Here is a 15,556-nt window from a genome sequence, read left to right as displayed (position 1 = left end):
ATATCGGGTAAAGGCATTAGCCCGACCAATACGTCGGGCTACAAGTATTATTGTGCGGCAGGTGTTTTAGCGGGTTGTTGATCCACAGGTTCTAACTGGAAGACCACATCGACCTGATCATCAAACTGAATAGCAGCCTGCTCGTAAGTTTCCTGGGCTGAGACCGGCGCGGCATCGGCTTTCATCATCCGCACCATTGGGCTGGGCTGATAGTTGGAAACATGGTAGCGCACGCTATATACCGGCCCTAGTTTACGATGAAAGCCGTTCGCCAGTTCCTGCGCCTGATGAATCGCGTTATCAATCGCTGCCTTACGCGCTTTGTCTTTATAGGCATCCGGCTGCGCCACGCCCAGCGATACAGAACGAATTTCGTTAAGACCCGCCTTCAGCGCACCATCCAGCAAGGAATTCAGTTTGTCTAACTGACGGAGCGTGACTTCCACCGTTCTCACAGCACGGTAGCCTTTCAGGATACTTTTACCATCCTGATAATCATAATCTGGCTGGGTGCGTAAGTTCGCTGAGCTGATATCTTTTTTCGCGATCTGATTGAGTTCAAGGAAGGAAATGTATTGTGCGACGCGCTCATCCGCCTGTTTCTTGGCAGTAGCGGCATCCTTCGCGGCCACGTTGACTTCAATCGCAAGAGTGGCAATGTCTGGCACCGCATCCACGCTTGCCGTACCGGAGGTGACAATATGCGGTCCATCCGGCAATTCGTTAGCCTGCGCTGCCATCCCGCTAATACCCATTAATGCCGCCAGGGCGATAACTTTGAACTTCACGTTAGTCTCTCCGTGTTAATTGACTTGCCCAAAATTCAGGACCTCTGGAGGCAAGCTTAGCGCCTCTGTTTTATTTTTCCATCAGATAGCGCCTAACTGAACAAGGCTTGTGCATGCGCAATACCGTCTCTCGCCAGCTGCAAGGCAATAAACCACATAACACATCCCACTACCAGATTGATAATGCGCTGTGATTTTGCCGTGCGCAGGCGCGGTGCCAGCCAGGCTGCGAGAAGAGCCAGACCAAAGAACCACAGGAAAGAGGCGCTAATTGTCCCGAGCGCAAACCAACGTTTTGGTTCGACGTCAAGCTGCCCACCAAGGCTGCCCAGTACAACAAAAGTATCCAGGTAAACATGCGGATTCAGCCAGGTCACTGCCAACATGGTGGCGATAATTTTCCATCTGCCTTGCTTCATGACTTCGGCACTGGCTAACTCAATATTACTGCTCATTGCTGTTTTAAAAGCGCCAAAACCATACCACAGCAAGAAGGCTACGCCGCCCCAGGTGACCAGCGCAAGCAACCACGGCGACTGCATCAATAACGCGCTGCCACCAAAAATCCCGGCGCAAATCAGGACCAAATCGCTGATAGCACAAAGTAAGGCAATCATAATGTGGTACTGACGACGAATGCCCTGATTCATCACAAAAGCATTTTGTGGACCGAGCGGCAGGATCATAGCTGCCCCAAGTACAAGGCCTTGAAAGTAATAAGAAAACACGTTGGATATTCCGAATTAAGTATCTGATGAAGAGACTATATCGCGGGATTGTTATTAGATAAAATTTATAATGCTAATAGCATATAAATAATTTTAATAAAAAAATAAATAATTCTATTCGGTAACTTATTTTAGGATAAAGATCTCATCATTCCCCATAACATAAACGGCGTTATGGCTCTCTTTCCTGCTAGCGTTGTAAAGGACTAACACTATGCAAGCCTATGATCTCACTCTTCTCCCCTACCCTATCCACGAAAATATGCCACGCCGACAAGGTTGGTGCTTTGGCCTACCACCAGGCATAACGCCCGAACAGTGGCCGCTGGATCCAAATAATGGTTTCCCATTGAATCATGGATTTACCCTGCTGTTGCCGGAAGATTATCGGATTTATGGGCCAGAGATTGTCGCATTATCTTTCTTTGCTGTTGCGCCCGAGCACAACGATGGCGGAACACCATGTACAGAAGAAATATTGGATGTGTTTGAGAATTTTGAATCCAGCACCCCACCCGAAGATCCAGACCTTTATGTTTTCTGGCAGGCAGAAAAGCAACGACATCCACGGCTATTTCGGATGGAAGATATATTAGGCTGTTCTTATGCGGTAATTTTACTCACCCAGCACGAGTTCAACGGCCCATTTTGTCAGCCACCTGAACTTATACCTAACCACTATCGCGACCAGCAAGATACGCCAGAATGGCTGACTAGCGGCAGTGCTTTTAGTTATTTTCAGGCTAACGTCAGACCAAAAGATACGCCTGAAAGCAATTTTGTATACCGTAAAATGGGCACCATTCCTGAGCAGTCGCTGGCTTACAATCTGGCGATTTCATGCGAGCCGCGCGCTTTTGATCCTAATGCGGGAATTAGCCCCACAGAAAGAAATAATACGGAATATCAGTCCATTCATTATTTTTCTAAAGATGCAGAGGGAAAGAGTAAATGTGAAACTCATCAGTGGCATAGTGCACATCTGCCCAATCATCTCGGTGGTTCAATGGCGCCCGTGCAGTCTATACCAAACGAAATGTCGCCTTATTATATTGAGTTTGAAGAGTATTTCGGTGGGTATAATTTCGGTGCAGGTAATGCCTGGCTGGACTTTAAAAATATGAAGTTTGATTTTAGTTGTTAAAGTTCACAGCTTTTAATATTAATGATGACCAATAAAATTACAGAAGGAACTGACATGATATTCAAGCCATTCTTATTCTCTGTGTTATCAGGATCACTTCTGATATCTACGCCCAATTTTGCAGCAGAAAAAATTCTGCGCTATAACGATCATGAATCTTATAGTGGAATGCGTACTCAGCTAATTCAAAATACATTTTTTGCAGAAATCGAAAAAGAATCTCAGGGGCGTTTGAAAATCGAACCACACTGGAACGGTGAAACCGCCATCAGCTATGATGCACTGGCGACGATAAGCGATGGCAGTAAAGCTGATATGGGTATAGTAGTGCCGGAATACACAGCGAAACAATTGCCGCTTCATCAAATCTTCAAGAGCTTTTCTATTGGTCCGGATTATGGAGCCAGTCAGGTAGAATTTTTTCGTCGCGTTTATGCAGAAATACCTGAGTTAACGCTGAACTTGACCGTAACAATATCGTGAATTTACAGTTTTTCCTTGGCTACCCGGTAGGCTTTTTCTCTACCAGGCCCATTGATAAATTGACTGCGCTTCAGGGAACCACCTGGCGAACAGCCATTTTCTGGCATCGGGCTTATTTAAATCATACGGGAGCAAAAACCGTAACCTTACCGCGGAATGAGCAAATTACGACAGCACTCCGCGACGGAAAACTCGATGGCTTAATGGTCAATCTTGATAGCGGATATGACATCCATGCTGAACGTGCTGCGCCGAATGTGTTGCTCTCCCCTTCTCTCTGGCTTGGTCATGTTTATCTGTTGGTAATGAATAAACAAACGTGGGAAAACCTTGATAAAAGAGATCGCGAGGCTATTCAACGAGCTGCCATTACAACCGAGAAAGCGCTGGGCAAGGCATTAGATAACAACCTGATCAGCATGGTAAAAACGCTTGAGCAGGAAGGAGCACAGGTTCGCTATCTGAAAAAATCAGAACTGGACGCCTGGCAGAAAGCAATTGGTTATCAGCAAGAGCAAACTCAGTGGGTAGAAAAGCAAAATAATGAAGGCGTGGAGAAAGCCGGGGAAGTCATGCAAAAAGTTGCCAATATACTTGATGAAACAATGCGTTAAATTGGTAGTGCGCCCATGAACTTCATGGGCGCTTTACATGATTAACGTATTACCGCTTCGCTCTCTTTATTCTCTTTCACCCGCTTAAAGTTCACATCCATTTGCGGGTATGGGAAGCTGATACCGGCGGCATCAAATTCACGTTTAATACGCTCCAGCACATCCCAGTACACGTTTTGTAGATCGCCGCTTTTGCTCCAGACGCGGACCACAAAATTAATCGACGATGCGCCAAGTTCGTTCAGACGCACAGTCATTTCGCGATCTTTCAAAATGCGGTCTTCAGACTGGATAATATTGGTCAGGATCTGCTTAACCTGATCAATATCGGAATCATACGCCACGCCAATAATAAATTCGTTACGGCGAACTGGCTCGCGGGAGAAGTTAATAATATTCCCGGCAATAATTTTACCGTTCGGAATAACGATAATTTTACCGTCTGCAGTACGCATGGTGGTGGAGAAAATCTGCACGCTCAGCACAGTACCGGCTACGCCGCCGAGGTCAACATATTCTCCGGCACGGAACGGGCGGAACATGACCAGTAACACGCCAGCGGCCAGGTTAGACAGGGACCCCTGCAAAGCCAGACCAACAGCTAAGCCGGCGGCACCGAGTACAGCAATGACTGACGCTGTTTGTACGCCCACGCGGCCCAGTGCAGCGATTAGCGTAAAGGCGATAATTCCGTAACGGACTAATGCAGAAAGAAAATCAGCAACGGTGGCATCGATTTTACGGGAGATCATCAGGCGATTCACCGCGTTGGAAATCATCCGCGCGATAATCAAACCAACGATGATGATCGCGAGTGCCGCCACGATGTTTACTGCATAACTTAGCAGCAGCGCCTGGTTAGCCACCAGCCAGCTCCCCGCGCCGTTTATGCTATCGACAACATTCAAATCTTCCATTCAATATTCCTTTTCAACTGACTCAAAATGGAGAAATACACTCCGCCGCCTTATGACGGGCAGTCTGACAAGGGTAAACAATAAAGCATAATTTTGCCAAATAGATCACAGATTTCTCATCTGCATCACCTTGCTTTTGGTGAAAAAAGATCCGCAGAGCGGGGCTCAGACAGATATCAATGTGCACTTTGTCATGCCGGATGCGGCGTGAACGCCTTATCCAGCCTACAAAAGCCTGTAAATTCAGTATATTGCAGGATACATGTAGGCCTGATAAGCGTAGCGCATCAGGCAATTTTGCTTTTGGCGAAAAAAAGACCCGCAGAGCGGGCCTTGAGATAAGCAGAAAGGAATATCTTACAGAACGTCGATCGCGTTCAGTTCCTGGAATGCTTTTTCCAGACGAGCGATCATCGAAGTCTGACCGGCACGCAGCCATACGCGCGGATCGTAGTATTTCTTGTTCGGCTGATCTTCGCCTTTCGGGTTGCCCAACTGACCCTGCAGATAAGCTTCGTTCGCTTTGTAGTAGTTCAGAACACCTTCCCAGGTTGCCCATTGGGTATCGGTATCGATGTTCATTTTCACTACGCCGTAGCTTACGGAGTCTTTGATTTCCTGAGCAGTAGAACCGGAACCGCCGTGGAATACGAAGTTCAGGCTGTTGTGCGGCAGGTTGTGTTTCTTGGAAACATATTCCTGAGAGTCACGCAGGATGGTCGGAGTCAGAACAACGTTACCCGGCTTGTATACGCCGTGTACGTTACCGAAGGAAGCTGCGATGGTGAAGCGCGGGCTGATTTTGCTCAGCTCGGTGTATGCGTAATCAACGTCTTCCGGCTGGGTGTACAGTGCAGAAGCGTCCATGTGGCTGTTGTCCACGCCGTCTTCTTCACCACCGGTGCAACCCAGTTCGATTTCCAGAGTCATGCCGATTTTGGACATACGCTCCAGGTATTTAGAGCAGATTTCGATGTTCTCTTGCAGAGATTCTTCAGACAGGTCGATCATGTGAGAAGAGAACAGCGGCTTACCGGTAGCTGCGAAGTGTTTTTCACCCGCGTCCAGCAGACCGTCGATCCACGGCAGCAGTTTTTTCGCGCAGTGGTCGGTGTGCAGGATCACTGGAACACCATAGTGTTCAGCCATCTGGTGAACGTGATGCGCACCAGAGATCGCACCCAGGATAGCAGCACCCTGCGGAACGTCAGATTTCACGCCTTTACCAGCGATAAAGGAAGCACCACCGTTGGAGAACTGAACGATAACCGGCGCTTTAACTTTAGCCGCGGTTTCCAGTACGGCGTTGATGGAGTCAGTACCGACGCAGTTTACTGCTGGCAGTGCGAAGTTGTTTTCTTTTGCTACCTGGAAAACTTTCTGTACGTCATCACCAGTGATTACGCCAGGTTTTACGAAATCAAAAATCTTAGACATGTCTCTTGTCCTGTATCGTCGGGCCTTATACTCGTCATACTTCAAGTTGCATGTGCTGCGTCTGCGTTCGCTCACCCCAGTCACTTACTTATGTAAGCTCCTGGGGATTCACTCTCTTGTCGCCTTCCTGCAACTCGAATTATTTAGAGTATGAAAAAATGCGTGCTCTAAAAGCGCGCTGCAACAAGGGCAGGTTTCCCTGCCCTGTGATTTTTTACTTCTTAGCGCGCTCTTCGAGCATCGCTACTGCAGGCAGTACTTTACCTTCCACGAATTCGAGGAATGCGCCGCCGCCAGTGGAGATGTAGGAGATTTTGTCAGCAATGCCGAACAGGTCGATTGCTGCCAGAGTGTCGCCGCCGCCAGCGATGGAGAACGCTTCGCTGTCTGCGATAGCGTTAGCCACGATTTCAGTACCTTTGCGGAAGTTCGGGAATTCGAACACGCCAACCGGGCCGTTCCACAGAATGGTTTTCGCATTCTTCAGGATTTCAGCCAGTTCCTGCGCAGAAGCATCGCCGATATCCAGGATCTGCTCGTCAGCTTTCACATCGTTAACAGATTTCAGGGTAGCCGGTGCAGTTTCAGAGAACTCAGTTGCTACGCGAACGTCAGACGGAACCGGAATATTGCAGGTGGTCAGCAGACGTTTTGCTTCGTCAACCAGGTCAGCTTCGTACAGGGATTTACCCACATCGTGGCCTTGTGCCGCGATAAAGGTGTTAGCAATACCACCACCCACGATCAGCTGGTCAGCGATTTTAGACAGGGAGTCCAGAACGGTCAGTTTGGTAGATACTTTAGAACCACCAACGATAGCCACCATCGGGCGAGCAGGTTCTTTCAGTGCTTTACCCAGCGCGTCCAGTTCAGCTGCCAGCAGCGGGCCTGCGCACGCAACATCAGCGAATTTACCGATACCGTGAGTAGAAGCCTGCGCGCGGTGAGCAGTACCGAATGCGTCCATTACGAACACGTCACACAGTGCAGCATATTTTTTGGACAGGGTTTCGTCGTCTTTCTTCTCGCCTTTGTTGAAGCGAACGTTTTCCAGAACAACCAGTTCACCTTCAGCAACGTCAACGCCGTCGAGGTAATCTTTAACCAGACGAACCGGGTTAGACAGTTTGTCTTTCAGGTAGTTAACAACCGGCAGCAGAGAGAATTCTTCGTTGTACTCGCCTTCGGTAGGACGACCCAGGTGGGAAGTTACCATCACTTTCGCGCCTTGTTTCAGGGCCAGTTCGATGGTCGGCAGAGAAGCACGGATACGCGCGTCGCTGGTTACTTTCCCGTCTTTTACTGGTACGTTCAGATCCGCACGGATAAATACACGTTTCCCAGCAAGATCCAGATCGGTCATCTTAATTACAGACATGGTGAATCCTCTCGTTGATTCTAAAAGTTTTGCAGACGCTGCTTGCGTCTTACCTGAAAGCAACAGTAGCCATAGCTAACGTCGTGTCGAGCATTCGGTTAGCAAAGCCCCATTCGTTATCGCACCAGACCAACGTTTTGATCAGGTGTGCGCCACTGACCCGGGTTTGGGTGCCATCGACAATGGCACTGTGCGGATCGTGGTTAAAATCTACAGAGACCAACGGCAATTCCGTATAGTCAACTATACCATGAAATGCACCTTGTGCTGCTTTTTGCAGCAACAGGTTGACTTCATTGGCTTTTACAGGTTTCTTCACCGTCACGCTTAAATCGATTGCCGTCACATTTATGGTTGGTACACGCACCGCAATTGCTTCAAAGCGATCGTTAAATTGCGGAAAAAATCGTGTGATACCGGCGGCCAGTTTAGTATCGACTGGAATGATCGACTGGCTGGCTGCCCGGGTGCGACGCAGGTCAGGATGATATGCATCAATAACCTGTTGATCGTGCATGGCGGAGTGAATTGTGGTCACAGTGCCGGACTCAATACCGTACGCATCATCTAACAATTTGATGACGGGAATTATGCAATTCGTGGTACAGGAAGCGTTAGAAACGATGCGGTGTTCCGCACGAAGTTGATCCTGATTGACGCCGTAAACCACGGTCGCGTCGAGATCGTTACTACCAGGATGTGAAAAGAGCACTTTTTTGGCCCCGGCGGCAATATGTGCTTCGCCATGCTCGCGGGAGCCATATACGCCGGTGCAGTCGAGAACCACATCAACGCCTAGTTCACGCCAGGGAAGCGATTGCAGCGAACGTTCATGCAATACGCGGATGGCGTCATCACCAACAAAAAGTTGATCGCGTTCCTGTCGTACTTCCCATGCAAAACGGCCATGACTGGTGTCATATTTCAACAAATGCGCCATGCCCGCAGCATCCGCCAGTTCGTTGATTGCCACCACGGTAATTTCCGCCCGGCGTCCGGATTCATACAAAGCACGAACCACATTACGCCCGATGCGACCGAAGCCATTTATCGCTACGCGTACGGTCATAGATCTCCTGCAAGGTTTTCCCTGAGCAAATTTGCCAGACAGAGTAATCCAGCAAATCGTCCGGGGAAACCTTACCTGTCGCAAACTGCGACTGATTGGTTAATTGTCGAACATTTAATCGACTGAAACGCTTCAGCTAGAATAAGCGAAACGTGGAATAAAAGGAATGATTGTCCAGTCAAAGAAGACAATTATCTGACTTACGTCACATTTTCTTCCCTTCTTGTAGGAGGCTTTATTCCAGACTGGCGTAATAATAACCGCACAATAACTGGAATAAATTGTCAGCTTATGAAGTTATACCTGCCTTCTTCCGTCATCTCTAATATCAGATTGGCCTGACAACTATTCAGCAGCACACGCTCGACATTGGGACCATCGGTTCGGGCATAAAAAGCTTCAGCTTCATCCCGCGATAATCCCCCCGCAATTTTACGACTAATCAAGCGTTCCCGCAGAATTTGAACGGGGGCATGAATAAAAACAGAAAAATCGCAGAAAGATGCCAACGCCCGCCACTTCTCGTCATCCAGCAACAACCAGTTTCCTTCGACGATGACGAGTGGTGCGGTAACGTGCAACGCATCTTCAACAGGATCATGCTTTTGTCGATCGTACTGCGGCCACGTACAATCCCCTTCCATTACCTGGCGCAGATTTTCCGCCAGTTTTGCCACATCGAATGTCTCTGGTGCGCCTTTAAAGGGGCGCAATTGATGCGCATCCAGCCAGCTATTGTAATGGTGAAAACCATCCATCGGCAGCGTCTGAATAGCGGGTAGTTCCGGGTCTTGTTGCGCGAGATATTCCCAGAAAGTGGTTAGGGTAGATTTACCCGTCCCCGGCGGAGCGCAAAGAAAAACCACGGTACGCCGCTGCGGATTTACCGTCTGTAAGGCTGCCAGCATACGCAGCAACGGTTTATGCACATTTTCAATCTCTTCGTTCGGGTACTGCGCCTGTACCTTCAATCCATTCACCGTCAGTTCGATTTTCACGGCGTTAATTCCTTTAAGGTGGTCGTTACTGCCAGCGTCAGCGCCGTTTTGACCATCCCACTAAAACGCACCTCTGACCAGACGGCGAAATCAGCGAACTTCATCGCTTTTAACGCGTCATAGAGCGTCGCATTGCGGGTTATGCTATTGACGTTGCTGATAAAATCCCAGGTAATGTCATCGGCAAATCCGGGCGTTTCATCCTGTTCATTCAGGTAATGCCAGAACTGGGAAAAGTGCGTGATATCGGCATACAGCCATTTGTCCATTTTCCCCAGCGCAAAAATCAAACGTAGCGCAACATCAATATCGTCAAGCGGGCCGCTTTGAGCGAGTAACGGCTTCACTGCATATTCCACGATCTCTTCATCGTTATCGACAAACAGCGACGGCAGAAACTGGCGTATCCCCTGGAGCAAAATGGCATGTGCAGTTTTCATAAATGACAATAAATTGTCCTGTGCGTCCAGTTGCTCAAGCACATCATCTTCTGTCAGCGTCGCCATTGGTCTTCCGATAGATCACCATCAATGCAGGGAGTTTATTATATTACACGTTTGGTCCGCGCCGCCGATCAGTAATGTCTGCGTCCGCACTCCATTCGCCGTCTGTTGGATACCATTCACCAACTCGCCGCCCGTCACGCCCGTAGCGCTAAAAAGGATATCGTTCCCCTTCACCAGCTCATCGAGCGAGTACACACGGTTAACGTCAACGCCCATTGCCTTGCAACGCTGGCGTTCCTGTTCTGCAATCTGCCGATTTTCCGTGTAATCCCCTTTGGCCTGACAAAAATCAATCAGCTCGGCCTGCATATCCCCGCCTAATGCTTTAACGGCGCAGGCAGAAATCACGCCTTCTGGCGCACCGCCGATGGTGTACATCACGTCGTAAGGATTATCTTGCCAGCAGGTCAGCACGCTGGCGGCGACATCGCCATCCGGCAGGGCAAAAACCTTCACGCCCAGCTGTGTTGCTTCCTCAATTGCGGCACTCAGGCGCGGTTTATCCAGCGTAACCATACGCAACTTGTCCAGCGGTTTGCCTAACGCTTTCGCCACGTTGCGCAAGTTGTCCGCCAGAGGCAAAGACAGATCAATCGCGCCCGCCGCCAGCCGATTAACAACCAGTTTTTTCATATACATATCGGGCGCGTGTAACAGGCTATCTCGAGGGGCGAAAGCCATGACCGCCAGCGCATTGCTCTGCCCCATCGCCACCATCCGCGTGCCTTCAATCGGATCAACCGCGATATCGACTTCTGGCCCATCGCCTTTGCCCACCTCTTCGCCAATCCACAGCATCGGCGCATGGTCAATTTCTCCCTCGCCGATAACCACTCGCCCACGAAAAGCGACATCGTTTAATGCCTGGCGCATCGCGGTGACCGCCAGGCCATCAATTTTATTTTTGTTGCCACATCCGGTTTGCGGCCAGGCAGCCAACGCTGCCTGCTCCGTAACGCGAAATAATGGCCACGCCAGGGACATCATTGCGCGGCCTCCCCGATATCAACGCCAAATTGCGCCAGCAGATATTTCTCGGCCTGTTCATTCCAGATGCCGTGCGTTTCCTCAACCAGCCGCGCAAGCTCTTTAAACAGCGGATCTGTTTTACCTTTTTCGGCAAAATCGGCAATGGCGGTGAGCGGCATGGTAACGCCGTTGTAAATGAGTTTTTTACCACCGGGGATATCCGGTAAATTGAGAACGGTTTCTGGCACTGCATCCAGGCCACCGATATGCGTCACCATAAACGACGGTTGCAACTGTCCCGTGGCGCTAAGGGCAATCGCCTCTTTCATATCGTCCGTTGAACCACCGGATGTACCGACGACGTGCGTGCTGTTGTAATGGACGTTGTAGAAATTAAACGGCACTTTGAAGTTTTTATCCGTCGGCCCGGCAAAGAAGTTCAGGCAGCCATCTTCCGCCAGTAATTCGTCAGCCATCTCAACGACAGCAGGCACCGCCGCATAAACAAAAATGTCATCGAACCCAGCATCTCCTGTCAGCGCCCGCAGCTTCTGTACCGGATCGGCCATTCCTTTGGTATTCACATATATCAGCTCAATGCCTTTGCTGGCCGCCAGCTCCACCGGCAGCAGCTTCTGCACCTGTGCCAGGCGTTTGTCGTCGATATCGACCACCACTACCCGCGACGGTTGTATGCCGCCGTGAATAGCGTAATCGATAGCGCCTATCCCCATCGGGCCCGCACACGCCAGCAGCGCAATATTGCCACCAGGTTTCACGCCCATGCGATGCTCATAAACATATGGCGTGGTGTGATAATTGGCATGATAAGCGCCAATAATGCAGCACATCGGCTCTGCCAGAGACGCCGCAGCAAAATAAGATCCGTGATACGGTAATACGCAGCCCAGGTTAATGGCGATCTCCGGAATAATCATATAGGTAGCATTACCGCCAAAATATTCGTAGCTGTATCCCGCAGAATACCCGCTTGGTAGCCCCATCGCCGGTTGCAATACAAAACGTTGGCCTTTTTTATATTTGTCGGTAAGATTTTTCCCCACTTCAACAATAATCCCGGCACATTCATGCCCGGTAATGACCGGATGATTTTCTAAATCGTCGGGCACCCGTTTATGTTCGCTACCGAGTAACGCCGCTTTCCAGGTCGATAAACACACACTGTCAGAAATTACACTCACCAGCAGTTCATTATCGGTAATTTCGGGCAGTTCAAATTCGCGCAGACGGACATCCCGCTTGCCATAAATAGCAGCAACTTTGGTTTTCATTTTTACCTCGGCAATCAGTTTTTATGTTCAGCGGTTAATTGATTAAATAAAGTGTCGAGTTTGGGATCGCCAATATAGTTATTAATCAATATCAGCGGTTTATCCGTCACGCGTTTCACGCGCCCTTCCAGACTAGCGTGAGTAACGACGATATCCACATCCGCAGGCACGTTTTCTATCGCGTAATGTTTTACTTCTATTGCCAGCCCCACTTTTTCCAGGCGCTTACGGAAGGTGGTTGCGCCCATCGCGCTGGAGCCCATTCCCGCATCGCAAACAAAGGCGATACGCTTAACCCGGCTTAACGAGAATGCACCTTCTTGTTTCATCGCCTTAACCGCATTGGCGGACTGCGCAAACTCATCTTCGCTCTCCGTTTCCACCGTTTTTTCCATCTTCAGTATTACGGAAGTGATAGCAAAGGACACCAGGGTACCTACCGTAACACCGGCAATTGTCGCCAGGAACGAACCTTTCGGCGTCAGTGCAAGGTAAGCAAAGATAGACCCCGGACTTGGACCAGCCACCAGACCACCGTCCAGTAAGTTAAACATCCAGGTGCCAGACATACCGCCGGCAATCATGGCAATAATGGTCAGCGGCTTCATCAGCACATACGGGAAATACAGTTCGTGGATCCCACCGAGGAAGTGAATAATCATCGCCCCGGGCGCAGAACGTTTACTCATCCCTTTACCAAACAAAGTAAACGCCAGCAGCAGTCCTAAGCCAGGCCCAGGGTTGGACGCCACCATAAAGAAGATGGATTTACCGTTAACTGAAGCCTGTTGCATCCCCAACGGGTAATAGACGCCCTGATCTATCGCGTTATTGAGGAAAAGCACTTTCGCCGGTTCATTGATGACTGACAGCAAAGGCAGATAGCCCGCATGTACCAGCGCCTCAATACACTCTTTGACGAAAGTATTGGCAATTAACACCGCCGGGCCGATAACTTCAAAACCCAGCAGACAAAGGAGCATCCCGGTGATACCTAATGAGAAGTTATTGATAACCATCTCAAAACCAGCAGGTATGCGTTTTTCCAGTGCCTTATCGACATATTTTATGACCAGCCCACCTAACGGTCCCATGATCATTGAGCCAAGGAACATCGGAATCTCTGCGCCGACGATTACACCAATTGTCCCTATTCCGCCCATGACTGCGCCGCGTTTACCGCCGACTAAATGGCCACCGGTAGAACCAATCATCACCGGTAATAAATAGGTGATCATGGGGCCGACAATTTTGGCGAAATGTTCGTTAGGCAACCAACCGGTGGGAATAAATAACGCCGTTATAAAACCCCAGGCAATAAAAGCACCAATATTGGGAATGACCATTGCAGTCAAAAAGCCCCCAAAAGCCTGGACCTTTGCACGAGCAGACTTGTTTTCCATAATATTATCCTGTAGAGGAGAGAGTCATTATTCGCGGCTGATAATGTCCGCTAATTGTTTTTCTGATGTTGCAGTTAAGAGTTGTTCAAGTATTTCTTCTTCGCACAACAATTCACTTAACGCCTGAATAGCACCAATGTGCGAATCGGCATCGGCAGCAGAAAGACCGATAAGTAATTTAATCGGTTCGTCATTCCCCGGAAAATAAACGCCTTGTTTAAGTAACGTCAAAGACATCCCGGTTTTAAGCGCCCCACATTCCGGTCGCGCATGAGGCATTGCCACGCCTGGTGCGAGAATATAATAAGGGCCATTGTTAATGGTGGAATCTTTAATAGCCTGAATGTAATTCTCGCTGATATAGTTTTTATCCAGCAATGATGCCATCGAGAAATTGATAGCTTCCTGCCAATCTTTTGCTGAATGTATAACTGAGATTGATGATTCTGGAAAATAATCAATAAGCCGCATAAATTATCCTTATTTTATTTTTAGGGTACCGTCCGGCGGTAAAAATAAAATACTCGTGCGATTTAATGAAAGCAATTGGGCACGCGAGAAGAAAAAAAACATGAACCAAAATAATAAAATTTTAAATAACAACAACATGAAATTTATACTTATAAAGTCAAGTTTGTGTTTGTTATGTTTATCACAAAACCAATGTTTTATCTGCCTATGTATTTGTGATGCATATCTCTATTTATCTATTGAATGTTCGAAAACATACTTTTTTAGCCGATGTTTTTCGCTCTCCCCCTTTATAGATTCTGAATTCTCACCTGTTGGCTGTTTTCTCCTCACCTCATGTGACATATTCCCACACTTTACTCAAGGAAGATTCTCATGAAAGCGCCTGTTTCAATAACCTCATTTCGCCCACAAAAATCTATTGCTATCGCCATTGGCGTGCTTACCGTGGTTGTGCTGCCATTTCTCTCGTATTACACCGTTAATGAAGGTGAACGCGGCATTTTGCTGCGCTACGGAAAAATCGTAAAAGTTGCCGAGCCGGGTCTGGGTTTTAAGATCCCTTTTATGGAAAGCGTAGAGAAAATTTCCACGCGTAATCAGGCTGTGGTTTATCAGGGATTACAGGCCTACAGCCGCGACCAGCAACCGGCACAAATGACAGTATCAGTCAGCTTCCACATTAAACCTTCAGAAGCAGGCGCGGTTTATACCACCTACAACACCATTGAAGCATTAAAAGATCGTCTGATTGTCCGTCAGTTGCCAACTCAACTGGAGAACGTTTTCGGCCAATATACCGCCATCAGCGCGGTACAGGATCGTACAAAACTGGTTCAGGATCTGCAAAATGCAATGCGTAAAGCCGTTGTTGGCCCGGTGGTGATTGATGGTGTCCAGATTGAAAATATTGATTTTTCTGACGCTTATGAAAAATCGATTGAAGATCGAATGAAAGCAGAAGTCGCCATTGCCACACGTAAGCAAAATCTGGAAACAGAGAAAATCCAGGCGCAAATAGCGGTAACTCAGGCCCAGGCAGAAGCAGACAGTAAACTGGCGGCAGCCAAAGCAGAAGCTGAGACTATTCGCGTAAGAGGCGCGGCAGAGGCTGAAACTATTCGTTTAAAAAGTGCGGCTGAAGCAGAAGCGATCCGCCTGCGCGGTGAAGCTCTGCGGGATAATCCCGGACTTGTTGCCCTCACCACTGCTGAGCGTTGGGACGGTAAGCTACCCGATACCATGATCCCCGGCAGTACAGTTCCGTTTATCTCTACTAAGTAATAAATATCCTCCGGCATAGCCGGAGGTTTTTCAAATGCGCCTGTAAGGCTCTGTTACCAGCCGCGCCCTAACAGG

General features: G+C 48.7%; 14 protein-coding genes and 1 pseudogene. 3 read left to right on the top strand and 12 right to left on the bottom strand.

What is annotated here, in order from left to right:
- Window positions 1-47: 47 nt before the first annotated feature.
- Both FQ015_RS00520 and argO read right to left on the bottom strand, forming a co-directional pair.
- The gene (locus FQ015_RS00520; RefSeq protein WP_000669834.1) at window positions 48-788 is read right to left on the bottom strand and encodes an oxidative stress defense protein; all 741 of its coding nucleotides are present in this window, start codon (window positions 786-788) and stop codon (window positions 48-50) included.
- A gap of 92 nt (window positions 789-880) precedes the next feature.
- Window positions 881-1,516, bottom strand: a complete 636-nt coding sequence (gene argO / locus FQ015_RS00515; RefSeq protein WP_160523568.1) for an arginine exporter ArgO — start codon at window positions 1,514-1,516, stop codon at window positions 881-883.
- Window positions 1,517-1,730: 214 nt separating this feature from the next.
- Between argO and FQ015_RS00510 the strand changes: the two genes are divergently transcribed.
- Together FQ015_RS00510 and dctP are read left to right on the top strand one after the other, a co-directional pair.
- Window positions 1,731-2,660 carry a hypothetical protein gene (locus FQ015_RS00510; protein ID WP_160523567.1) on the top strand — a complete coding sequence of 310 codons (930 nt, stop codon included), beginning with the start codon at window positions 1,731-1,733 and terminating at the stop codon, window positions 2,658-2,660.
- Between the two features lie 54 nt (window positions 2,661-2,714).
- A pseudogene (gene dctP / locus FQ015_RS00505) lies at window positions 2,715-3,757 on the top strand (TRAP transporter substrate-binding protein DctP).
- A 41-nt stretch (window positions 3,758-3,798) separates the two neighbouring features.
- Here the strand turns inward: dctP and mscS are convergent.
- The 10 genes from mscS to cmtB form a co-directional block, all read right to left on the bottom strand.
- On the bottom strand, window positions 3,799-4,674 hold the full coding sequence (gene mscS / locus FQ015_RS00500; RefSeq protein WP_160523566.1) for a small-conductance mechanosensitive channel MscS: 876 nt from the start codon (window positions 4,672-4,674) through the stop codon (window positions 3,799-3,801).
- Window positions 4,675-5,031: 357 nt separating this feature from the next.
- The gene (fbaA, locus tag FQ015_RS00495) at window positions 5,032-6,111 is read right to left on the bottom strand and encodes a class II fructose-bisphosphate aldolase (RefSeq protein WP_000034372.1); all 1,080 of its coding nucleotides are present in this window, start codon (window positions 6,109-6,111) and stop codon (window positions 5,032-5,034) included.
- A gap of 214 nt (window positions 6,112-6,325) precedes the next feature.
- Window positions 6,326-7,489: a phosphoglycerate kinase gene (gene pgk / locus FQ015_RS00490; protein WP_000111269.1), complete on the bottom strand. Its 1,164-nt coding sequence runs from the start codon at window positions 7,487-7,489 to the stop codon at window positions 6,326-6,328.
- 49 nt (window positions 7,490-7,538) lie between these two features.
- Window positions 7,539-8,558: an erythrose-4-phosphate dehydrogenase gene (gene epd, locus FQ015_RS00485; RefSeq protein ID WP_000218480.1), complete on the bottom strand. Its 1,020-nt coding sequence runs from the start codon at window positions 8,556-8,558 to the stop codon at window positions 7,539-7,541.
- Window positions 8,559-8,842: 284 nt separating this feature from the next.
- A complete protein-coding gene (locus FQ015_RS00480) occupies window positions 8,843-9,556 on the bottom strand; it encodes a nucleoside/nucleotide kinase family protein (RefSeq protein ID WP_039021542.1) in 714 nt (237 codons plus the stop codon).
- The gene (gene fumE, locus FQ015_RS00475) at window positions 9,553-10,062 is read right to left on the bottom strand and encodes a fumarase E (RefSeq protein ID WP_000224154.1); all 510 of its coding nucleotides are present in this window, start codon (window positions 10,060-10,062) and stop codon (window positions 9,553-9,555) included. Before fumE ends, FQ015_RS00480 begins: the two co-directional genes overlap by 4 nt.
- Before the next feature lie 21 nt (window positions 10,063-10,083).
- Window positions 10,084-11,049 (bottom strand): class II fructose-bisphosphatase, encoded by a 966-nt coding sequence (gene glpX / locus FQ015_RS00470; protein WP_039021543.1) that lies wholly within the window; start codon window positions 11,047-11,049, stop codon window positions 10,084-10,086.
- Entirely contained in the window at window positions 11,046-12,323 is a 1,278-nt protein-coding gene (locus tag FQ015_RS00465; RefSeq protein WP_039021544.1) for a zinc-binding dehydrogenase, read from the bottom strand. The genes glpX and FQ015_RS00465 overlap by 4 nt, the downstream gene beginning before the upstream one ends.
- Window positions 12,324-12,337: 14 nt before the next feature.
- Entirely contained in the window at window positions 12,338-13,726 is a 1,389-nt protein-coding gene (gene cmtA, locus FQ015_RS00460) for a PTS mannitol transporter subunit IICB (RefSeq protein WP_160523565.1), read from the bottom strand.
- 27 nt (window positions 13,727-13,753) lie between these two features.
- Complete coding sequence (gene cmtB / locus FQ015_RS00455) at window positions 13,754-14,197, bottom strand: PTS mannitol transporter subunit IIA (RefSeq protein WP_039021546.1); 444 nt, start codon at window positions 14,195-14,197, stop codon at window positions 13,754-13,756.
- 375 nt (window positions 14,198-14,572) lie between these two features.
- On the opposite strand from cmtB, the gene FQ015_RS00450 reads away from it, so the two are divergent.
- Window positions 14,573-15,481 (top strand): prohibitin family protein, encoded by a 909-nt coding sequence (locus FQ015_RS00450; RefSeq protein WP_000646925.1) that lies wholly within the window; start codon window positions 14,573-14,575, stop codon window positions 15,479-15,481.
- The last annotated feature ends 75 nt before the right edge of the window (window positions 15,482-15,556 follow it).

It is taken from the genome of Escherichia sp. HH26CH, from assembly GCF_009820205.1.
Classification (GTDB): Bacteria; Pseudomonadota; Gammaproteobacteria; order Enterobacterales; family Enterobacteriaceae; genus Escherichia; species Escherichia coli_F.
Note: the sequence above shows the minus strand (reverse complement) of the source record. Positions and strands in the feature narration are given on the sequence as shown.